General features: G+C 64.9%; 17 protein-coding genes. 11 read left to right on the top strand and 6 right to left on the bottom strand.

Going from position 1 to position 22,573, the window contains the following annotated elements:
- Positions 1-31 precede the first annotated feature (31 nt).
- The 8 genes from HK353_RS13040 to HK353_RS13005 all read left to right on the top strand — a co-directional run bounded on the left by HK353_RS13040 (position 32) and on the right by HK353_RS13005 (position 10,060).
- A complete protein-coding gene (locus HK353_RS13040) occupies positions 32-1,627 on the top strand; it encodes a sensor histidine kinase (protein ID WP_173156772.1) in 1,596 nt (531 codons plus the stop codon).
- Positions 1,624-2,481, top strand: a complete 858-nt coding sequence (locus tag HK353_RS13035) for a response regulator transcription factor (protein WP_173156770.1) — start codon at positions 1,624-1,626, stop codon at positions 2,479-2,481. Before HK353_RS13040 ends, HK353_RS13035 begins: the two co-directional genes overlap by 4 nt.
- Positions 2,482-2,616: 135 nt before the next feature.
- On the top strand, positions 2,617-3,519 hold the full coding sequence (locus HK353_RS13030; protein WP_173156768.1) for an ABC transporter ATP-binding protein: 903 nt from the start codon (positions 2,617-2,619) through the stop codon (positions 3,517-3,519).
- Positions 3,516-6,050 (top strand): ABC transporter permease, encoded by a 2,535-nt coding sequence (locus HK353_RS13025; protein WP_173156766.1) that lies wholly within the window; start codon positions 3,516-3,518, stop codon positions 6,048-6,050. The genes HK353_RS13030 and HK353_RS13025 overlap by 4 nt, the downstream gene beginning before the upstream one ends.
- A 175-nt stretch (positions 6,051-6,225) precedes the next feature.
- Positions 6,226-7,512, top strand: coding sequence for an adenylosuccinate synthase (locus HK353_RS13020; protein ID WP_173156764.1), 1,287 nt, complete (start codon positions 6,226-6,228; stop codon positions 7,510-7,512).
- Between the two features lie 72 nt (positions 7,513-7,584).
- On the top strand, positions 7,585-7,851 hold the full coding sequence (locus HK353_RS13015) for a hypothetical protein (protein WP_173156762.1): 267 nt from the start codon (positions 7,585-7,587) through the stop codon (positions 7,849-7,851).
- Positions 7,852-7,939: 88 nt separating this feature from the next.
- Entirely contained in the window at positions 7,940-9,331 is a 1,392-nt protein-coding gene (locus tag HK353_RS13010) for a purine-cytosine permease family protein (protein WP_173156760.1), read from the top strand.
- Positions 9,332-9,403: 72 nt separating this feature from the next.
- Positions 9,404-10,060: a flavin reductase family protein gene (locus HK353_RS13005; protein WP_063248940.1), complete on the top strand. Its 657-nt coding sequence runs from the start codon at positions 9,404-9,406 to the stop codon at positions 10,058-10,060.
- 69 nt (positions 10,061-10,129) lie between these two features.
- Here the strand turns inward: HK353_RS13005 and HK353_RS13000 are convergent, their stop codons facing one another.
- The gene (locus HK353_RS13000; protein ID WP_281063487.1) at positions 10,130-10,762 is read right to left on the bottom strand and encodes a GntR family transcriptional regulator; all 633 of its coding nucleotides are present in this window, start codon (positions 10,760-10,762) and stop codon (positions 10,130-10,132) included.
- A 261-nt stretch (positions 10,763-11,023) separates the two neighbouring features.
- Entirely contained in the window at positions 11,024-12,184 is a 1,161-nt protein-coding gene (locus tag HK353_RS12995) for a GAF domain-containing protein (protein WP_245396003.1), read from the bottom strand.
- A gap of 156 nt (positions 12,185-12,340) precedes the next feature.
- Here HK353_RS12995 and HK353_RS12990 point away from each other — a divergent pair, with 156 nt between their 5' ends.
- Positions 12,341-14,161, top strand: a complete 1,821-nt coding sequence (locus HK353_RS12990; protein ID WP_173156754.1) for a flavin-containing monooxygenase — start codon at positions 12,341-12,343, stop codon at positions 14,159-14,161.
- A gap of 167 nt (positions 14,162-14,328) precedes the next feature.
- On the opposite strand, the gene HK353_RS12985 is transcribed toward HK353_RS12990, so the two are convergent.
- Entirely contained in the window at positions 14,329-14,850 is a 522-nt protein-coding gene (locus HK353_RS12985) for a TetR/AcrR family transcriptional regulator (protein WP_173156752.1), read from the bottom strand.
- Between the two features lie 189 nt (positions 14,851-15,039).
- On the opposite strand from HK353_RS12985, the gene HK353_RS12980 reads away from it, so the two are divergent.
- Positions 15,040-16,584 carry an MFS transporter gene (locus HK353_RS12980; RefSeq protein ID WP_173156750.1) on the top strand — a complete coding sequence of 515 codons (1,545 nt, stop codon included), beginning with the start codon at positions 15,040-15,042 and terminating at the stop codon, positions 16,582-16,584.
- Positions 16,585-16,748: 164 nt separating this feature from the next.
- Here the strand turns inward: HK353_RS12980 and HK353_RS12975 are convergent, their stop codons facing one another.
- From HK353_RS12975 to HK353_RS12965, 3 genes are read right to left on the bottom strand one after another with little or no spacing between them, the layout of a single operon-like run.
- Complete coding sequence (locus HK353_RS12975) at positions 16,749-18,296, bottom strand: tripartite tricarboxylate transporter permease (RefSeq protein ID WP_173156748.1); 1,548 nt, start codon at positions 18,294-18,296, stop codon at positions 16,749-16,751.
- 1 nt (position 18,297) lies between these two features.
- The gene (locus HK353_RS12970; RefSeq protein WP_342589923.1) at positions 18,298-18,972 is read right to left on the bottom strand and encodes a tripartite tricarboxylate transporter TctB family protein; all 675 of its coding nucleotides are present in this window, start codon (positions 18,970-18,972) and stop codon (positions 18,298-18,300) included.
- Positions 18,969-20,006 (bottom strand): Bug family tripartite tricarboxylate transporter substrate binding protein, encoded by a 1,038-nt coding sequence (locus HK353_RS12965; protein ID WP_342589922.1) that lies wholly within the window; start codon positions 20,004-20,006, stop codon positions 18,969-18,971. Before HK353_RS12965 ends, HK353_RS12970 begins: the two co-directional genes overlap by 4 nt.
- A gap of 189 nt (positions 20,007-20,195) precedes the next feature.
- Between HK353_RS12965 and HK353_RS12960 the strand changes: the two genes are divergently transcribed.
- Positions 20,196-22,442: a S9 family peptidase gene (locus HK353_RS12960; protein ID WP_173156742.1), complete on the top strand. Its 2,247-nt coding sequence runs from the start codon at positions 20,196-20,198 to the stop codon at positions 22,440-22,442.
- Positions 22,443-22,573 lie beyond the last annotated feature (131 nt).

Below are 22,573 nucleotides of genomic sequence, written 5' to 3'. Positions count from 1 at the left end.
GCTCAATCGAAGGCGAACTAGCATGGCCGACATGAGCAATCGATCCACCCGGGCTGCGGCCGGACCGCCGAAGCCGCAGCAGCGTACCCCCGACCGCGTCGACCGCATCCGTCGGTTCGTCGCCGCCCGCCCCTGGATCGTCGACACCGTGCTCTGGGCTCTGCCGCTGACCTATCTGACCATCGTCTTCACCTCCTCCCCGGCCGAGCGAAGCGAGATAGCCCTGGTTCCGGTGTTCGTGCAGGTCGGTATCACCATCCTCCAGACAGCACCGCTGTGCCTGCGCCGCACAACCCCGCTGCTGAGTTCCTCCCTCATCGCCGTCGGCTGCCTCCTGACCGTGCTCACGATGATGGGGCCGACGATCGGAATCGTCGCCGTTCCGCTCACCGTGTATTCGACGACGGCCTGGGGCACCCGGAACCAGGGTCGTCTCGTGTTGGCACTGGGCCTCCTCGGCGCACTCTTCTTCGGCGGGTGGCTCTACCTCGTATCCCTGCAGGCGACGATCGGCGCGAACTCGCGTCCCCTGGCCGCCGGCGAATACGTGCTGCTGGTCGTCGTCATTGCGCTCTGTGCCTCAATCGTGCTCATCGCGTGGCTGCTGGGCGGAGTCGGATTCCGCCGCCGCCGTGAGATCGAGGGCATCCGGGAGCGCAATCGGCTGCTGGAGCGCGAACGCGAATCAGAGACCCGACTCGCCGCCGACGCCGAACGCATGCGCATCGCTCGTGAGATGCACGATGTCATCGCTCATTCCCTTTCCGTCGTCATCGCCCAGGCCGACGGCGCGCGCTATGCCGCCAAGACCGATCCGTCCGTCGCGCTCGGAGCCCTCGAGACCATCGCACAGACCGGACGGGAAGCCTTGGCGCAGACGCGATCGCTGCTCGGCTTCCTCCGCGCCGAGGATGACGACGAACGCACCTCGTCGCCGCTGCCCGGAGTCTCCGACATCGGCTCTCTCATGGCCGATGTGCGATCGGCAGGGCTTCCGGTCTCGGTGAGCGAACTCGATGCCGTCGACCGCGATCGCCTGCCCGAAGGGGCATCGCTGGCCGTGTACCGCATCGTTCAGGAAGCGCTGACTAATGTGCTCAAACATGCCGGGGACGCTGCTCGGGCACATGTCGAGCTGCTGGCGGAGGACACAGAGCTCGTCGCCCGCATCAGCGACAACGGCACCGGAAACACGGACGACCGCGACATCTCGGAATCGGGCAGTCGGGGGTACGGCATCGTCGGCATGCAGGAGCGCGCCGCGCTCTACGGCGGCAGCCTCACCGCCCGCCGGATCCGTTCGACGGGCATGAGCGACCGGTCCGAGGAACGCGCCGAAGCGAAGCCCGGATTCTCCTCCGGCGCTGTCACCGGAAGCGCCTTCGGAGCGGCGACAGGATTCCTCGTCGAGGCTCGACTGCCGCTGTCCGCACCCCTGCCCAGCGCTGAGCCCGAAGCCGAACCCGGCACCGTCGAGGGGACCGGCTCTCCCGACTCGACCGATCGAGGAGAGAACGGGACTGCCGAAACCGGAACGGCCGTCGAATCCGGAAGGACCGCCGGCACCGGAGCACCCGTCGAAACCGGTGAGAGCCAGCCCGCCGACTTCGAGGAGACCAGGCGATGAACATCGATGATGAGGCGACCGCGCACGGTCAGCCCGAGGCTCGGGGAAGCGGGCCGCTTCGCGTCGTACTCGTCGACGACCAGGCTCTCGTCCGAGCTGGCTTCGCCATGGTCATCGACTCACAGCCGGACCTCACCGTCGTCGGACAGGCAGGCGACGGTGCGGCAGGTCTCGACATCGTCAGCCGGGACGAACCCGATGTCGTGCTCATGGACGTCCGGATGCCTCGCGTCGACGGCATCGAAACGACCCAGCGGATCCTCGCGCTCGCCGACGCAGGGACGATCCGTCCGCCGAAGATCATCGTGCTGACGACTTTCGACGATGACGACTATGCACTGCGGGCGCTGCAGGCTGGTGCCTCAGGGTTCCTTCTCAAAGACACCCTGCCCGAGGTGCTCCTCGAGTCGATCCGCACCGTCGTCGACGGCGGCGCCGTCATCGCTCCGACCACCACCAAACGACTGCTCGAGACACGACTCATTCCCCGCCTCAACGCGGAATCTCCTTCCCCTTCGGACCCGCAACCGGCGGTGCCGTCCGCCGGTGCGCCCCCAACAGGTGGAGGTGCGGCCGCACACCCCGAAGGCGCGGACGTGACAGGACAAGCCGGTGCGAGCCGCCTCGATGCGGCAGATATGCGCCGATTGGAGTCCCTGACTCAGCGAGAGACCGAGGTCCTCGTCCTCATCGCCACCGGGCTGAGCAACACCGAGATCGGCGAACGCCTCTATCTGGCCCAGCCGACCGTGAAGACCCACGTCGGGCGGATCCTCATGAAACTCGAGGCCCGCGACCGAGTGCAGGCCGTCGTGTTCGCTTACGAAGCAGGTCTCGTCGGACCCGGTCACTGAGCCGGAAGCTTCTCGAAGCCGCCCTCGGGAATCCGAGATCATCCTCAGGTATGACGGTCAGGCCACGGCCGCCTCGGCGAAAGACCATCCCCTGGTCCGATGTGGGCGGGTGGGTCCGGCGACGAAGCTGGAGTCATGAACACATCAGCGACACACACCGACGCTCATCCGTCCCCGTCCGCGCCTTCAGATCCACCCTCTAACCCCGCGCCGAGGCTGGCCATCCAAGCCATCGGACTGCGCAAGACCTATGGAACAGGGGACGCGCAGGTCCGACCGCTCGACGACCTCAGCATCGACATCGAAGCCGAGCGTTTCACCGCCATCATGGGGCCGTCCGGCTCGGGCAAATCGACGCTGCTCAACATGCTCGCCGGCCTCGACACCCCGGACTCGGGCGAGGTCTTCATCGGACGGACGGCGATCTCACGGCTGAGCGATCGCAAGCTCACGGCGCTGCGTCGCGACCGCATCGGCTTCGTCTTCCAGTCCTTCAACCTCGTGCCCGCAATGAGCGCCGAGGAGAACATCATGCTGCCGTCGGAACTGTCGGGCAAGAAGGTCGATCGTCGCCTCTTCGACCGCATGGTCGATCTGCTCGGCCTGGGCGAACGTCTGGGGCATCGACCGCACGAGCTCTCCGGCGGACAGCAGCAGAGAGTCGCCGTCGCCCGCGCCCTCGTCGCCCAACCCGATGTGCTCGTCGCTGACGAGCCCACCGGCAACCTCGACTCGAGCTCCGGTGAAGAGGTCCTGAACATCCTGCGCGCCTCGGTCGATGAGCTCGGCCAGACCGTCGTCATGGTCACCCACGATCCCCGGGCCGCCGCCCGCGCCGACCGTGTCGTCCTGCTCGCCGACGGGCGACTGGCCGGTGAGCTCGCCCAACCGGACCCGGAATCCGTGGCCACCGCCCTGATGAATGTCACGGCGGCCTCGGCAGCTTCGGGAGCCGCACCCGCTGGCCAGTCGGCCGGGACCGCAACCGGCCCCGGGTCTCCAGCCGGAGCCGCGCCGACAGACGGAGGTGCCCGATGATCCGCATCGCCTGGTCCAACCTCCGCAGCGCCACTGGGCGCCTGTCGGCGGCGATGATCGCGATCGCCGTGTCTGTGGCCTTCATCGTCGCCGCCCTCCTGTTCGCCCAGGCCTTCGGCGACACCCTGCGCAATCAGGTCCGTGCCGAATGGGCCGGAGCCGACGTCGCAATCACCGCGACCGCCTCCGATGACCCGACCGCGGCCGGTGAGGCGCCCCCGCTCACCAAGTCCACGGCCGAGACCGTGGCCGACGTCGACGGGGTCGAGCACGCCCAGCTCACCGAATCCGCCTACGTCGCGGTCGGTGCCGGCACCACCTCGGTGACGGGTGCGGCGACGAACCTCCCGCAGGGGCAGACAGAGACCGTCGACGGTTCCGCACCGGATTCCGATGACGAACTCATGCTCCGCGAAGCCGATGCGAAGACCCTCGGGGTCGGCGTCGGCGACACCATCACCCTCGGCGAATTCGACGGGCAGCGGCAATCGAGCGTCGACGGACCCGACTTCACGGTCTCGGGCATCATGCCCGGTTCCTCCTCGGCGGGGATGAAGCTCTACCTCACCGAGGATGGGCTGGCCTCCGCCCCGGGTGAACTCGTTCCCGACTCCATCCGAATCGTCGCCGCCGACGGACCTGATCGTTCAGCTCTTGCCGAGGCGGTCGAATCCGCGCTCGCCGATGCCGGTGCCGACCAGGGCGTTTCGGTCCGGACCGTCGACCAGGTCGTCGACGAGCAGATCGAATCGCTGTCGAACACCTCTGACATGCTCTCGACCGTCGGCATCGCCTTCGGACTGCTGGCCGCGGGAGTTGCGGCACTCGTCATCTCGAACACGTTCAACGTCCTCGTCGCCTCCCGCACCCGGGTGCTCGCGCTCTTCCGCGCAGTCGGTGCCTCGCGCACTCAGGTGCGTGGTGCCTCGGTGATCGAGAGCCTGACCCTCGGCGTCGTCGGATCCGTGATCGGCGTCGGACTCGGCCTCCTCATCGGATGGGGACTCTCATCGGTGGTCGGTGCGCTGTGGATGCCCGAATTCGCTGAGATCTCCCCGTCCGTTTCGGCCTTCGTCGTCGGACCGGTCGTCGGCATCCTCGTCACCCTCGCCGCTGGGATGGTTCCCGCGATCCGCGCCTCACGGGTCTCTCCGATCGAAGCGCTGCGCCCGGTCGACGTACCGCCCGCAACGCCGAAGGTCCGGTGGGTGCGGATGACGCTGTCGGTTCTGCTCGGCGCCGCCGGAATCGGACTGTGCCTGCTGGGCACCAGCAGCCACTCCGTGCTCATGGGCATCGTCGGCTGCTTCGCACTCTTCGTCGCCCTTCTCATCGGTGCGAAGGTCTTCGTCCCGCCGCTGGTGGCGCTGTTCGCCCGCATCGTCGGCCTCATCACCCGGCGCTCACCGGCAGTCAAGCTGGCCGGACGGTCGGCGAGCACTGCGGGAGGACGCACCGCCTCGACGACGGGCGCGCTGCTCATCGGCATCACCCTCGTCACGGCCGTGGTCGTCGGTTCGTCGAGCCTGCAGCGGACCCTCGAGCTCGCCACCGCCCAGGACACTCCCGTCGACCTCGTCGTCTCGACCGCGGGTCACAGCGGTGCCGACGATGCGAAGATCGCGTCCGTGCTCGATGACTCGCCCATCGTCGAGGACCGGGTGAACGTCCCGGCGCCCACCGCGAAGGTGAGCGCCGGTGGGACCGATGACTCCGGTGACGTGGCGATCGCCAGCGCCGAGGCGGCCGCCGACTCCCCGGTCCTGCGCAGCGACGGGTACGACGTCGATGAGGGCACGATCCTCATCGATCCGAAATCGATGGGACTCGACGCGGATGCCGACGTCGACGGCACGACCGCGACGATCCGCCTCGGCGGGCAGGACATCGATCTCACGATCGAAACATCCTTTGCCGTCCCCGCGGGGACGGCACTGGTCAGCGGTGCCGATGCGGAGTCCATCGAGGCCGCGGCCGGCGGTGGTGCGGCCGAACAGACCTGGGCGAAGATCGCCGATGACGCATCGAGCTCGCAGATCGAGGCCCTGGCCTCAGACCTCGACGCCGTGGATGCCTCGGCCGATGCGTCTGCGGCGCAGACCCGGGCTGAGTTCTCCTCGCTGTTCCAGGTCGCCCTGGCAGTGGTGCTCGGACTGCTGGCGGCTGCGGTGGTCATCGCCATCATCGGAGTGAGCAATACGCTCACGCTGTCGGTCATGGACCGGCGTCGGGAAGGTGCCCTGCTCCGGGCACTCGGTTTCACTCGGGCGGCGATGTCGCGGATGATCACGATCGAATCGCTGCTCATGACGGTCATCGCGCTCATAGTCGGCGGCGTGGTCGGCACGTTCTTCGGGTGGGTCGGAACGGCGTCGATCATGCCGGCGGCCGCGAATCCCGTGCTGTCCGTGCCGTGGGCACAGATCGGCTTAATCGGTGTCGCCGCGGTGCTCGCCGCCTTCCTGGCTTCGGCGATTCCGGCTCGGTCGATGTCGCGGATCGTCCCGGCCAAGGGGATGAGTATGGAGTGAGTCCGGATTCGGACCTCGGTGCTCAGTACTCGGTGCGGCCGCGGGCGGGAGCTTGGAGCCTCCTGCCCGCGGCCGCCTCGGTGAGGGAAAGCGCCCGATGGCGGCTGCGACAGTGTGACCCAGTAGACTTAGCGAGTAATGACATCCCCTTTTCACTTTGAGGTGAAGCACTCTCATGCCAGCAATCGTTGTCGTCGGCGCTCAGTGGGGCGACGAAGGTAAAGGTAAGACCACCGATATCCTCGGCACCAGCGTCGACTACGTGGTCAAGCCCAATGGTGGGAACAACGCCGGCCACACGGTTGTCGTCGGAGGAGAGAAGTACGAACTCAAGCTTCTGCCGGCGGGCATCCTCTCACCGAACGTCACCCCGGTCATCGGCAACGGCGTCGTCGTCAACCTCGAGGCGCTCTTTGAGGAGATCGACGCCCTCGAATCCCGCGGCGCGGACACCTCGAAGCTGCGGATCTCGGCAAATGCGCACCTCGTGGCCCCGTACCACCAGACGCTGGACAAGGTGACCGAACGGTTCCTCGGCAAGCGGGCCATCGGCACCACCGGCCGCGGTATCGGGCCGGCCTATATGGACAAGATCGGGCGCTTGGGCATCCGAGTCCAGGACGTCTTCGACGAGTCCATCCTGCGTCAGAAGATCGAAGGATCGCTGCGGCAGAAGAACGAACTGCTCGTCAAGGTCTACAACCGTCGGGCGGTGTCGGTCGAGGAGATCGTCGAATACTTCGAACCCTTCATCGAACGTCTGCGTCCCTACGTCGCCGAGACTGAGCTCATGCTCAATGAGGCGCTCGACCGCGGTGAGGTCGTCGTCATGGAGGGTGGTCAAGCGACCATGCTCGACGTCGACCACGGCACCTACCCGTTCGTCACCTCGTCGAACCCGACCGCCGGCGGATCCTGCGTGGGCACGGGCATCGGCCCGACCCGGATCAACCGCGTCGTCGGCATCGTCAAGGCGTACACCACCCGTGTGGGCGCCGGCCCGTTCCCGACCGAGCTCTTCGATGAGATGGGCGAATACCTGCAGAAGGCCGGCGGAGAATTCGGTGTCAACACCGGTCGTCCGCGCCGTTGCGGCTGGTACGACGCGGTCATCGCCCGCTACGCCGCTCGCACCAACGGCTTCACCGACTATGTGCTGACGAAGCTCGACGTGCTCACCGGCATCGAGCGGATCCCCGTGTGCGTGGCCTACGAAGTCGACGGCGAGCGTCATGACGAGATGCCGGTGTCGCAGACCGAGTTCCACCATGCGAAGCCGATCTTCGAGTACTTCGACGGCTGGACCGAGGACATCACGAAGGCTCGGACCTTCGACGATCTGCCGGAGAACGCGCAGAAGTACGTGCTCGCACTCGAGGAGCTCTCGAGCTGCCGGATGTCGGTCATCGGCGTCGGTCCCGATCGCGAACAGTCGATCGTGCGACACGACCTGCTGGACTGAGGTCTCAGCAGAACTGAACACTGAGGGCGGGGCCGACAGACGATGTCGGCCCCGCCCTTCACAGTCTGCACAGTGATTCTCGGCATCGTCGAACATCAGAGCGATCTCCTCGGTTTCCATCGCTGTGTGGATTCGAGCCAGGAATCCTCCCGTGCCCTGCATTTCGAGGTCGAGCTTCTCGCCAGCCATTCCGACCTCCCAACGCTGGTACACGTGAGGGCTCTCTTTTCAGCACAGACCCGGTCGGCAAGCACAGTTTCGGCGCTGTTCCGGGCGGGCGATTCCCTGTCTCGACGACGCGCGGAACTTCGCGGATCGTTGCTCGTCGCGGCCGAATGAAAAGGGTCCGACGGTATTGTGACCTAAGATATATTGGTGATATATTTCACGACACTGCACTTAACGCAGCCGTGCAATGGAGGTCATGATGACTGCTACACCCGAGCTTCAACCTAAATTCGTCGAGAAACGAACCATCGACTACATCCCGCCGTCCGAACGTCACGGACGCCCGATCTCCCTGCTCTTCGTGTGGTTCGCCGCGAACAGCTCCATCACCGCTCTCGTCACGGGTGCGCTCATGACGATTCTCGGGAACTCGGCGCTGTGGTCGATCCCGGCGATCCTGCTCGGCAACATCCTCGGCGGGTACATCACCGCTCTGCACTCGGCGCAGGGACCGCAACTCGGGGTGCCGCAGATGATCCAGAGCCGGGCACAGTTCGGCTTCTATGGTGCGATCCTGCCGCTGGTCCTCGCACTCTTCATCTACATCGGCTTCTATGCCACGGGGCTCGTCCTTGGAGGTCAGGCGCTCGGGCTGCTGTTCCACGTCTCGCCGCAGATCGGTGCGATCCTCTTCGCGGTCTTCTGTGCGCTCTCGGCCATCGTCGGCTATCGCTGGATCCACCGGTTCTCGCACCTGCCGGCGTTCCTCAGCGCCATCGTCTTCGTCTGGCTCATCGTCGTCATGGTCACGGGCGATATGGGAGAGTCCATCACGGCGAGCAACGGATTCGCGATGGCTCCGTTCGTCCTCGGCGTCTCGCTCTCCGCCTCGTGGCAGCTGACCTTCGGCCCGTACATCGCCGATTACAGCCGCTACCTGCCCGAGACTACCTCGCAGAACGCCACCGTCGGGTGGACGTTCCTCGGCAGCGTCCTCGGTGCGAGCCTCGCGATGACCGTCGGCGCCTTCGCCGCGTTCCTCGGCGGTGACGCGTTCAGCGGCAGCGAGGTCGGCTACATCACCGACCTGGCAGGGAAGTTCGGCGTGATCGTCCTCCTCGCGGTCATCCTGGGCAAGCTTGCCGGGAACACGCTCAGCGCCTACGGCGGGTTCATGTCGATCACGACGATCGTCTCCGCCTTCACCAAGCAGAACCATCTGAAGTCGTACACGCGCATGCTGTTCATCCTCGGCGTGACCGCGGTGGCGCTTGCCATCGCCCTGGCCGCCTCGGAGAACTTCCTCACTGTGTTCCAGAACTTCCTGCTCTTCCTCCTCTACTTCATGACACCGTGGTCGGCGGTCAACCTCGTCGACTTCTACCTGGTGCGCAATAAGAAGTACGACATCAAAGGCCTGTTCGACCCGAATGGGATCTACGGGAAGTTCAACTGGATCGCCTATATCGCCTACCTCGCGGGCGTCATCGTCCAGATCCCGTTCATGAACAGCGCAATCTACGTCGGACCGATCGCCTACCTGCTCAATGGCGCGGAGATCGCCTGGATCCTCGGCGTCGTCGTCTCCGCCGTGCTCTACTACCTCATGACCGGAAACCTGCGTCGCCGGGTCAAGGCCGCCGCAGCCTGAGCCTGGCTGCCGCCCCGGCCTTCGGTGCCGGCACCATCTCTTCCACTTCGAACCCAACAAAGGAAAATCCAGATGAAATACGATCCTTCGTCGAAGAACCGTCCCCTCGAACATTCGCCGTTCAAGGCGCTGACGGTGCCGCGTCCCATCGGCTGGCTCTCGAGCGTGAGCGCCGATGGAGTCGAGAACATCGCTCCCTACAGCCAGTGGCAGAACCTCACATTCGATCCGCCGATGGTGATGTTCGCGGCCAACCAGTACCCCGATGGGCGTCGCAAGGACACCGTGCTCAACGCCGAGGAGACCGGCTGGTTCGTGTGGAACATGGCCACCTGGGATCTGCGCGAGCAGGTCAACATCAGCGCCCAGGTGATGGACGCGCACGAATCCGAGTTCGACCAGATGGACGTCACCCGTCGCTCGGCTGACCTGTCCGCGACCCCGATGATCGCCGAGAGCCCGTTCCAGTACGAGTGCAAGTACATCTCCACTCACCGGCTGCCCGGCAACTCGAAGGTGGGCTCGATCGACATCGTCTATGCCTCGGTCGAGCGCATCCACCTCAACGATGACTATGTCTCGGAGGATGGCAAGATCGACATCCTCAAGGCCAAGCCGATTGCGCGCATGGGCTACTTCGACTACACGGTCGTGACCGAGACCTTCGAGATGCGCGTGCCGGGTGCCGATGGGGACGCACAAGCGGGGTTGTCGGGAAACCCGACCTGATCGGGACGGCTCCGGCTGGGTCAGCGGACTGAGCCGGCAGGCGAACCCGTTGCGGCGCAGATAGCTGAGTCAGGCCATCTGCGCCGCTCTCGTTGCATAGTCGACCAGATAGTCGTTGAGATCGTAGGCGGCTTTCTCTGCCGCGTCAACGTCCATGTCCGCCGCGCCTCTGAGCATGCGCAGATGGCAGCCGGAACTGGCTGCGATCTCCTTCTCGACATCGACGAGGTTGGAGATCCAGTAGCGTCGAGAGAGATTCTGCAGCGGAAGCAGAGATTCGACGAGGTAGGTGTTCTTGGTGGCGGCTGCCAGCAGTTGATGAGTTTCGCGGATGGTCTCCGCGTAAGTCGGAAAGTCGGATCCGATCTGCTCGAGCTGCGCGGCCAGAGATCGCATCTTGCTGCGCTGGTCATCTGAGGCTCGTCTGGCGGCGAGGCGGACGGCGACGACGTCGAGCTCTCTGCGGACTTCGAGGATACGCAATTCGGTCTCATACTCCAGAGAGGGAACGTAGATGCCTCGGCGGGGCCGGATGGTCACCATGTGCTCGCGTGCGAGGCGCTGCAACGCCTCGCGGATGGGTGTCCTGCCCAAGCCGGTCTTCTCCACGAGTTCGGGTTCGGTGATGTAGCTGCCGGCAGGAATCGACCCACTGATGATCATGTCTTCGATGACACTGTAAGCCTGTTGGGAAAGAGTCAACTCTGGTGAACCGTTCTTCGGAGTCAAGGGGTGTTCCTCAGATTTTACTTCACCGAATCTTCACGGGTTGCAGACATAAGCGGCTGCAGTGCCCGATAAGCATCGGCGTCGTGCCAGCGTTGGCGAGCACCGAAAGAACGTTGCGAATGCGCTGTCCCCGGTGGCTCGGCGCGGTGGGAAACTAGCCGTCGCTCAGGAGTGCCTCTTTCGTGCTTCTCGATCTCTCAGCCGATTCTGTTCCCCGGCGACGTCGTGACCGGCCTAGTCCACCCGCGCGCTCACCCCATCGGCCCACCGATATGGCCGGGTGGCGAGCAGGGCTCCGACCGAACGGCGCAGACGCGAGACCTCTGCGCGGACGGTGACCACATGGTCGCCGTCCCCGTAAAGGCGCTGGCTGAGGTCGGGAGCGCTGATCCCCGCAGCCCCCGCAGAGGTGACCGCCGCCAGAATCTGTGCCCGCCGTGGCGTGAGCGGAACGACCAGGGGTTCGGTGCCGGAATGGATATTGAGAACGGGTGGATCTTGCTTCGTCCGCAGAGTCACCGAAGCTCGACGGTCGCCGGTGGGCCGCAGCAGCCATCCACCGGTGATCTTCTCCGGCAGGCACAGACCGGCACCGGGGATGAGGATCGAACGGTCAGCGGCCGGCACCTCGATGCGGTCGCGGCTGCGCACGCCCTGCTGATAAGCCACCCATCCGGCATCGTCGACGACGAGGGCCGGGCCGGACGTGCCGGCGAGCATGGCCGACATCCGATCGCGCAGAGTGTTGAGTGCCTCCTGCTGAGCGATCATCAGCCGGGCTTCGGCCAGGCGCACCGCCGTCGTCACCAAGGACTGCACAGCCGGGTGAAGCGTCATCGCCGGACCGCTGATGTCGACGACTCCCAAGAGAGTCCCGTCATGCGGGTCGTGCACGGGCACGGCACTGCAGTACCAAGGGTGCTGAGAGGCCTCAAAATGTTCGGCGGAGAAGAGCTGGACGGGTGCCTCCTCGGCCAGCGCCGTGCCGATGGCGTTTGTGCCGACCTTGGCTTCGGACCAATGCGCTCCTTCGACGAATCCGAGCTCATCGGCTTGCCGTCTGGCGGAAGCCGCACCATCTCTCCACAGAATGACGCCGTCGGCATCCGTGACGACGAGGATGAACGGCGCGGCGTCAGGAGCCCGCAACAGCACTGAGCGCATCTCATCGACGACCAGCCTCAGCCGTGACGTCCTCCGCCGAGTCTCCAACTCGGCCCCATCGGCGACGATCCGCGCATTCGCGCCATCCGGGTCCAGCCCCAAGCGCAGCATCCGATCCCACGAGCGCCTGACCAGCGCGCGCGGTTGCACCGGCGGCGACGCCCCGGTGATCACAGCATCGTGAATGCGTGTCAGATCTCTGGCGAGATGCGCCAGATCCGGCTGAAGCATGCCTTGAGTATAGGACGGGAACGCACCACTGACCATGGGGTCGAAGCTTTGGTGAGAATCCCGGCACAGCGTGGTCCATGCAATCCGGTGCAACTCTTTTGAACCGGTAGTGCCCGGCCTAGTTTGGAGTCACTGAACTCAATGAGGAGGAGTGAGATGACAACGACGCTCGACCGTCCCCAGCTGACCGCCGACGACATCGCTATGAGGTGGCTGCAGGATTTCGAATCGGCGCTCAGCCGGCGGGATATTCCGGCCGCCGCCGGTCTGTTCGCCACCGACAGCTATTGGAGGGACCTTGTGTCCTTCACCTGGAATCTCAAAACCGTGGAGAACCCCGATGGGGTCACCGACCTGCTCACCCACAACCTCGATCGTGTCTCGCCGGAGGAATTCGAACTCAGTGAACCGGCGGCAACCGCCGACGGAGTGACGGAAGCGTGGTTCACCTTCACCACCTCGGTGGGGCGCGGCAAAGGACTCGTCCGCCTCATCGACGAAGACGGCATCAAGGCCTGGACCGTGCTCACCTCGCTGCAGGAGATCACCGGACACGAAGAGCCCCGCGGCACCCGCCGGGTCAAGGGCGCCGAGCACGGCGTCGATGCCGAACGGAAGAGCTGGTCGGAGAAGCTCGCCGAAGAGGACGCCGCCTGGGGCAAGAGCGCCGACCCCTACATCCTCGTCGTCGGCGGCGGCCAGGGCGGGATCGCCCTCGGCGCTCGCCTCCGCCAACTCGGGGTGCCCTCGCTGGTCATCGACCGGTGGGAGCGGCCGGGTGACCAGTGGCGGTCGCGGTACAAGTCGCTGTGCCTGCACGACCCGGTCTGGTACGACCACCTGCCGTACCTGAAGTTCCCCGACAATTGGCCGGTTTTCGCGCCGAAGGACAAGATCGCTGACTGGTTGGAGTTCTACACGAAAGTGATGGAGATTCCGTACTGGTCATCGACCACAGCTGCGTCGGCGAAATACGACGAAGCGGAAGGCCGGTGGACGGTCGAGGTCGACCGGAACGGGGAGAAGGTCACTCTGCGGCCGACCCATCTGGTGATGGCCACGGGCATGTCAGGCAAGCCGAGCATCCCCACGTTCCCGGGCTCGGACATCTTCAAGGGCGAGCAGCAGCACTCCTCGCAGCACCCGGGCCCCGACGCTTATGCGGGCAAGCAGGTCGTGGTCATCGGCAGCAACAACTCCGCCTTCGACATCTGCGGTGCTCTGTACGAGAACGGTGCCGACGTCACGATGGTGCAGCGATCGAGCACGCATATCGTCAAGAGCGACTCGCTCGTGGAGATCGCGATGGGCGACCTGTACTCCGAACGCGCTCTGGAGAACGGCGTGACGACGGAGAAGGCGGATCTCATCTTCGCGTCACTGCCGTACCGGATCATGCACGAGTTCCAGATACCGCTCTACGACCAGATCAAGGAAGCGGATAAGGACTTCTACCAGCGGATGGAAGCCGCGGGCTTCGACCTCGACTTCGGCGACGACGAGTCTGGTCTGTTCCTCAAGTATCTGCGCCGCGGCTCGGGCTACTACATCGATGTCGGATCCGCCGAACTCGTCGCCGACGGCAAGGTGAAGCTAGCCAAAGGGCAGGTCGACCACCTCACCGAGGATGCTGTCGTCCTCGACGACGGGACCGAACTGCCGGCTGACCTCGTCGTCTACGCCACCGGCTATGGGTCGATGAACGGCTGGGTCGCGGACCTCGTCGACCAGGAGACCGCGGACAAGGTCGGCAAGTGCTGGGGGCTGGGGTCGGAGACGACGAAGGACCCAGGCCCGTGGGAAGGCGAGCAGCGCAATATGTGGAAGCCCACCCAGCAGGAGAACCTGTGGTTCATGGGCGGCAACCTCCACCAGGCACGTCATTACTCGCTCTACCTTGCCCTGCAGCTCAAGGCCCGGCACGAAGGCATCGAGACTCCGGTGTACGGGCTGCAGGAGGTTCATCACCTGAGCTGAGCTCGGTGTGAAACCGAACCTGAGCGGCCGGGTGGCTGCTCATTGGTGGGCGCAATGGTCGCGTTCTGTTGCTCGGGACGTGACCATTGCGCCCACCTGGTGCGACTGCCGGGGAGGTTCGCAGAAGGCAGGAGAACGTGCGCTAGAGGCCGAGGCGCACAGGTGGCTTAGAGCCCCAGGCGCGTGAGCACTCGCTTCACGTGATCGAGGGCCTCGTCCTGTGAGAGCCCGAAGTTCTGATTGAAGTACATGCCGTCGCCGATGAGCTGGATCGTCATCGCCAGATCAGCATCGCCGAGGTGGTCGTTGAGCACGTTGAACCAGGCTTCTCGGGTTCTGCGCAGAGCTGCCTTGGCGTCCTCGTTCTCGAGTGCGAGACAGCCTGCGGCGATGAGGCTGCGGTCCAGGGGAGTGCCGACCTCGGCCGAGGTCTCAAGGTAGTAGTAGTGGAGGCGCTCACCGGCGGCCTTCATCTCTTCGATGTCGTCGTCGACCAGATGATCGAGCCGCTCCAGGCTGCCCTTGATGAGCTCGGCTTTCGACCCGAAGTGATAGAGCAGACCGCCTTTGGAGACTCCGGCCTTCGCTGCTACTGCGTCCAGAGTCGCTCCGGCTGTGCCGTGTTCGTCGAGGAGCGTATCGAAAGCGTCGAGCAGCTTCTCCTTGGTTGCGGTCGGATTGCGTGCCATAGCCATGAGCCTAGTCCATGGCTGTACTCACGGGACGGACGTGTGCCTGGTGTTCTGCCAGATGGGCATGCAGGAGACCTCTCGGATTTCTCGCGCGGCCGGGCCTGTATCTGCGCAGTACCTGAGCATCTCGGTTGCATCACGCCAGCCGCCTTTAAACTGTACCGTCCAGACGGTACAGTTGATGGCATGACGACGACACTGACTCCACAGCTGCGCGCCGGTCGGCGTGAATGGGCCGGTCTCGCGGTGCTCATGATCCCCGTGCTGCTGATCTCGATCGACAACACGGTTCTCGGCTTCGCGATCCCGGCCATCAGCACCGGCCTGCATCCGACGGGCACGCAGCTGCTGTGGATCGTCGACATCTACGCGCTCATGCTCGCCGGTCTGCTGGTGGCCATGGGCAGCCTCGGGGATCGGGTCGGACGTCGCAAGCTGCTCATCATCGGGTCCGTCGGCTTCGGTGCGGCCTCGCTGCTCGCAGCGTTCTCCACCTCCGCCGAGATGCTCATCCTCGCCCGCGCCCTACTCGGCATCTTCGGCGCCACCCTCATGCCCTCGACGCTGTCGCTCATCCGCAACATCTTCGATCATGACAAAGATCGTCGCATCGCGATCGCCACCTGGGCCGCGATGTTCTCCGGTGGTGCCGCGCTGGGGCCGATCGTCGGCGGCTTCCTGCTCGAGCACTTCCACTGGAGCTCGGTCTTCTTCATCAACCTGCCGCTCATCGCGCTCTTCATTCCCGCGGCCGCCATTCTGCTGCCCGAATCGCGTGATCCGAACCCCGGCCGCTTCGACCCGTTCTCCATCATTCTGTCGATGCTTGCTCTGGCCCCGCTCGTCTTTGCCATCAAACACAGCATGGCGTCAGGCGCCGACTTCCTCTTCTGGCTCAGCCTGTCCGTGGCGATCGTCGCCGGTGCCAGCTTCGTCCTCCGCCAGATCGCCTCTCCGAACCCGATGCTCGACGTCCGTCTGTTCGCGAACTCCGTGTTCACCTCGGCGGTGGTGTCGAACCTGTTGAGCATCATGGGACTGGCAGGGTTCCTCTACTTCGGCACCCAGCTGCTCCAGCTCGTGCTCGGACTCTCACCGATCGACGCGGCCCTTGTGCTCATCCCGGGGCTGATCACCTCGGTCGCAGCAGGCTACCTCGCGGTTCCGCTCATCGCCCGCTTCGAACCACGCGTCGTCGTGCCCTGTGCGCTCGCGCTCAACGCTCTCGGCATGGGCATCATCGCCTTCACCTCCGAACACTCCATGATGGGAATGCTGCTGGCGTTCCTCATCCTCGGCATCGGACTCGGCACCGCCGAGGTCATCACGAACGACCTCATCCTCGCCGCGGTCCCCGCTCACAAGGCCGGAGCTGCCTCGGCGATATCGGAAACCGCGTACGAATTCGGGTCCGTCATGGGCACGACCGTCCTCGGCGGACTCTCGACGTTCATGTATGGATCTGCGCTGCAGTCGGCGATCGGGGACAAAGCGGACAGAGCTCAGTTCGATACGCTCGGCTCCGCCCTCGAATACGCTTCCGGGCTGAGTGGTGCAGCCGGTGAGCGAATCGCCGAGGCGGCCGTGACGGCCTTCGACTTCGGCGTGCAGTGGGCCGCTGGTGCGGCCGTCGTCCTCGTCCTCATCGCCGCCGTGCTCACGAGCTTCGGTCTCAAGGGTGCCGGGGAGCTCCTGCCGAGAGCCGCCGCCGATGCTGACTCAGACCGCTGACCGGACGGGTTAGCGAGCCCTCGGACGGCGGGTGGCTGGCCCGATAACCCTCGATCAAGCAGAAGCGCGGATATCGGGACGTAAACGTCTCGATATCCGCGCTTGGCCTTGAACGACGGCTCGGTGGCTGGCGAACCGCGCTTGGGCTTGAACGACCCCGGAGATCAGCTCTGCGACGAGTTCGCCGGGGAGAGCACCTCCTGCGTCGTCTGCTTCTGCCGTTTGCGGGCCAGCACTCGGCCGATGCCGGTGTAGACGAGAGCGGCGATGAGCACGACGTAGATGACGATCGTGATCGGCGAGGACACGAGCGTCGACGCATCACCGCCGGAGGCCAGCAGAGCATCGCGCAGGTTCGACTCGGCCAAGGGCCCGAGCACCATGCCGATCATCAGCGGAGCCAGCGGCACACCGTAGCGCTTGAGCACGAAGCTCAGCACTCCGATGCCCAGCAGGATGAGCAGCTCGAACGTCGAGGCGGACGTCGCATAGATGCCCAGTCCGCAGAAGACCGCGATGCCGCCGTAGAGGTACGGGTCCGGGATCTTCAGCAGCTTCGCCCACAGAGGAGCGAACGGCAGGTTGATGATGAGCAGCACGATCATCGCGACGAAGAAGCTCGCCAGCAGACCCCACACGAGTTCGGGGGAGCGGTCGAAGAGCAGCGGACCGGGCTGGATGCCGTACTGGCGGAACGCCGCGAGCATGATCGCCGCCGTCGCCGAGATCGGCAGACCCAGAGCCAACAGGGCACCCATGGCAATGCCCGTCGTCGCCGATCCGGCCGCCTCGGGAGCGGCAAGACCACGGATCGCACCCTTGCCGAACTGCGGATCCTTCCGACGGGAATCGAGCTTGCGCTCCAGACCGTAGGCCATGAACGTCGGAACATCGGCACCGCCGACAGGAATGACGCCGAAAGGCAGGCCGATCGCGGTTCCGCGCAGCCACGCCGGCAGAGCTTCGCCGACTTCCTTGCGGGAGAGGAAAGGCCGACCAGAGGCGTTGATCGTATTGTCCTTGGTCTGACGGCGGATGCGGGAGGCAATGAAGAACACCTCGCCGAGTGCCAGCACACCCACGGTCACTGTGACCAGGGAGACGCCGTCGAAGAGCTCGGGCACGCCGAGGGTGAACCGCTCGGTACCCGAGACCGAGTCGATGCCGATGACGGTGAAGCCGATGCCCAGCACCAGAGCCGTGAGCCCCTTGAGCACCGAATCGGCCACCACCGAGGAGGTGGCGACGAAGGCGAAGAGCGCGAGAGCGAAGAACTCGGCCGGGCCGAAGCTCGTCGACAGCTCCGCCAGCGCAGGAGCGACGAAGACGACGAGGAAGCATGAGATGAACCCGCCGATGAACGCACCGATCGCGGCCGTCGCCAAAGCCTGCGGGGCCCGCCCGGCCTTGGCCATCTTATGGCCTTCGAACGTCGAAGCGATCGCCGAGGCCTGACCAGGGGTGTTCATGAGGATGGCCATCGTCGAGTCGCCGAAGAGCCCGCCGAAGTAGACGCCGGCGAACATGATGAACGCACCCGTGGGGTCCAGCGCAAAGGTCATCGGCAACAGCAGAGCCACGGCCATCGACGATCCCAGGCCCGGCAGCACGCCGACAGCGGTGCCGAGGAAGCAGCCGACGAGGACCCACAGCAGGTTCATCGGCGTCAGAGCGTGCGTGAACCCTTCGAAGAGGGACATGAGAGCGTCCATATCAGAAGCCACCTCCCAGGATTCCCGAAGGAAGGTTGAGCCCCAGCATCACCGAGAAGGCGATGTAGACCAGGGACGAGAACGTCAGTGCCAGAGTCAGGTCGAACAGCGGCTTCTTCGAGCCCATCGACCGGGCCACGCACCAGAACAGCAGAGCTGCGGCGATGATCCACCCGGCGAATTCGAGGATGAGGGCGAACGCCGCGAAACCGCCAGCACCCCAGGCCAGGGACACGAAGTCGCTGTGCGTGCGGTGCTTCGCATCGGCCTTGCGAGCCGCAGCGAGAGCCTGACGGTCTTCTTCCGGCTCGTCTTCCTCATGAGGGGAGAGGCGAGAGGCCGAAACAGCCGAGGTGACCGGAGTCGAGAACGCCTTGTCCTCCTCGGCCGCGGCCGGCAGCTCGTCCTCGACATCGACGGGTTCGGGATTGCGGATATAGGCGATGACCAGCAGGATCGTCAACACGTATCCGACGACCATGATGATCGTCGGGAAGAACTGCGGACCCGGTTTGTCCGCGTCCGGGGCGACGTCCATGGTGAGGATGCCGATGAGCAGATAGGTCGAGAATGCTCCCATGATGAGGGGGACAATGAGGCCCGACCGTCCCTGCCACCAGGTGCCCGCGCCGAGGTGGCCCGTCCTGTCCGTGCGCGATGTCGTCTGTGCGCTCACAGTCCCAACTCCTTCAGCAGCTTCTCCACTCGGGAGGTGTCTTCTTTGACGAATTCGGCGAACTCCTCGCCGGTCTGCCATACGTCGGTCCACTTGTTCCGCTCGAGGGCGTCCTTCCAGGCCGCACTGTCACGGGTCTTCTGCAGGATCTCGAGGAGCTGAGCGGAGTCGTCGCCGGTGATATCCGGTGCTCCGAGCCAGCCGCGCCAGTTCGTCAGCGTCACCTCGTAGCCCTGTTCGGACATGGTCGGCACGTCGTCGAAGCCCTCGATGCGCTTCGGCGCAGCCACGCCGATGGCTTTGACGCGTCCGGCCTCGATCTGGTCGGAGACCTCGTTGAAGCCGCAAGAGGCGAAGTCGGTGGTGCCCGAGAGCAGAGTCTGGATGGCTTCACCGCCGCCGGACTTCGGAATGTAGGTGATGTCAGAGGCGGGGATCTTGCCGAGCAGCGCCAACTGCGCGATGGTCAGGTGGTCGACCGAGCCGGCGGAACCGCCCGTCCACACGAACCCTTTCGGATCCTTCTTCCACGCACCGATGACATCGTCGATCGTATTGTGCGGGGAATCCCCGGCGGCGATGAGGACGTCATAGTCCTCGGCCACGCGGGCGAGCAGAGTTGTGTTGTCGAATCCGACCGGTGATTTGTTCAGCGCGATTCCGCCGACCATGGCGGTGCCGGTGGCCAGGATCGTGTCCGACTGGCCGTGCATGGTCGAGAATTTGCCGAGGCCGATGGTGCCGCCGGCGCCCGGGATGTTGACGACCTGGGCATTGTTGGCGAGCCGGTCGACGCGCATGGCCTGTTGGGTCTCGCGGGCGAATCCGTCCCAGCCGCCCCCTGCGCCGGCCGGAGCGATGAGAGTGAGATTGGATGACAAGTCACCCTTCGCCGATGCGGCCTTGACCGAGTAGGTCGTCGCCGTTCCGATCGCCGCCAAGGCGATCGCCCCGTAGGCGATGCGACCGAAGGTTCGTCGCGAGGGATGGGAGGATTCGGACACGGAATCCCCGGGAGGTGGCGCCTTTGGCACGGACTTCTCCTTTGAAGGCATGTGTGATGTGAGACTCACCTTAGAGGTTCCTGAGTGGCGACTGCGAGGTTGTGCTCACTCTGCGCGTTCTGCTCATTGAGCGCGTTGAGTGCATTCTGCTCAGGATGGGTCGGCGACGATAGATCGGTCGGGTGCCGAGGTTTCTGGGCCTGCGGCTAGGCTGGCGGCATGAGCGAAACTTCCGGCACAGACCCTGCAGCCTCGACGACCGCGACCCCGGCATCGGAACCGGTGGCGAAGAAGGTCCCGTTCGAGCGCACGCATCACGGTCATACTTTCGTCGATAACTACGAATGGATGCGTGAGAAGGAGTCCCCCGAGGTCATCGCCCACCTCGAGGCAGAGAACGCTTGGACGAGCGCACAGACCGCTCACCTCGAAGGGCTGCAGAACTCGATCTTCTCCGAGATCAAGACACGCATCAAAGAAACCGATATGTCCGTGCCCAACCGGCGCGGGAACTACTGGTACTTCTCCCGCACGAAGGCCGGACTCGACTACGGAATCAGCGTCCGAATCCCCGTCTCGGACCCCGACGACTGGACCCCGCCGGAGGTCGGCGAAGAGCCCTTGCCCGGAGAGGAAGTCGTCTTCGACTCGAACATCGCAGCAAGTGGTCAGGAGTTCTTCTCCCTCGGCTCCTTCTCACTCTCCGATGACGGCAGTCGGCTTCTCTACGGCGTCGACACCAACGGCGACGAACGCTATACCCTCCGACTTCGCGATCTGGCGACGAGAGACGATCTCGCCGACATGATCGACGGCACCTTCGCCGGAGCCTCCCTCGATCCGAGCGGCCGCTTCGTCTTCTATACCACCGTCGACGATGCCTGGCGACCGGAGAAAGTGTGGCGCCACGTCGTCGGCACCGACAGCAGCGACGACGTGTGCATCTTCCACGAACCCGATGAGCGCTTCTTCGTCGGATCGGGCTTCTCACGTTCGGGCCGAATGATGTTCGTCGTCACCGGATCGAAGACGACCACCGGATATTGGAGCATCAGCGTCGACGACCTCGAAGCCGAACCGCAGGAGATCTGGCCCCGCGTCGACGGCGTCGAATACAACGTCGAGCACGCCGTCATCGGCGGTGAGGACCGCTTTCTCATCACCCACAACCGCAATCGCGCCGACTTCGAACTCGTCGACGTTCCGGCCGCCGACCCGACTGCGACGGGTCGTCCGGTGCTTGATGACGTCGACGACCTGCGCATCGAAGACGTCGACGCCTTCGCCGACTTCATCGTGCTCAGCTACCGTCGCGGCGGCTTTGCGCGCGTCGGCATCATCCGCTTGGTTGATTCCTCCTCTCCGTTCGGACCGCTTCGGGAGCTGCCATTCGGCCGGGAGACCGGGTCACTCTACGTGGGCAACAACCCCGAGTTCGCGCAGACGAGCATCCGGCTGCATTTCACCTCCATGTCGACGCCCGCCGTGATCTATTCCCACACGGTCGCAGACGGCACTGACACGGTCCTCAAACGTCAGCCCGTTCTCGGCTCCGTCGACCTGGACGCCTACACCGAAACCCTGCTGTGGGCGAAGGCGGAAGACGGCACCGATATCCCGATCTCGGTCGTCTTCCGCAAGGACCTGCACCGAACCGACGGCCACGGCGGTCCCGCCTCGGCGAATGCGGGCACCGGTTACGGTGGGGACACAGCGAACGGAGCCGCCTCGGCGAAAGGCGAGCCGGCACCGCTGCTCCTCTACGGATACGGGTCCTACGAAGCGAGCATGGACCCGTACTTCTCGGTCTCCCGGCTGTCGCTGCTCGACCGCGGGGTCGTCTTCGCCATCGCTCACGTCCGCGGCGGCGGCGAAATGGGCCGACACTGGTACGACCAGGGCAAGACGACGGCGAAGATGAACACCTTCACCGACTTCATCGACGTCGCCCGCCACCTCATCGACACCGGGTGGACGCGCCCGGACCGGCTCGTCGCCAGCGGCGGATCGGCCGGCGGTCTGCTCATGGGCGCGATTGCGAACATGGCACCTGAGCTCTTCGCCGGAATCAGCGCCGAAGTGCCGTTCGTCGACGCGCTGACTTCGATCCTCATGCCCGAGCTGCCGCTGACCGTCATCGAATGGGAGGAGTGGGGAGACCCGCTCCATGATCCGGAAGTCTACGAGTACATGCGCTCGTACTCTCCCTACGAAAACGTCACCGAGGCGGCCTACCCGCAGATCTTGGCCGTGACCTCGCTCAACGACACCCGAGTCCTCTACGTCGAACCCGCGAAATGGGTCGCCCGACTCCGCGAAGTCGGTGCGAACGCCCTGCTCAAGACCGAAATGGTCGCCGGGCACGGCGGAGCATCGGGGCGCTATGACGCGTGGAAGGAGATCGCGTTCGAGTACGCGTGGATCCTCGATGTGCTGGGACGATCGGATGTCGAAATAGAGCCCTGAGGGGACGACTGTCGCCGCAGATAACGATACTGGGACGATTGTCTCCAAAACCCGGATTCGGCACCCGGCGTCAGTGCCGGGCCATAAGGTGGATATCATCACATTCGACGTGATGTGCGTCATGATCTCAG

The sequence above is a fragment of the Brevibacterium permense genome, from assembly GCF_013280495.1.
Taxonomy (GTDB): Bacteria; Actinomycetota; Actinomycetes; order Actinomycetales; family Brevibacteriaceae; genus Brevibacterium; species Brevibacterium permense.
The sequence above is the reverse complement of the archived record's forward strand: the minus strand, read 5'-3'. Positions and strand labels throughout refer to the sequence as shown.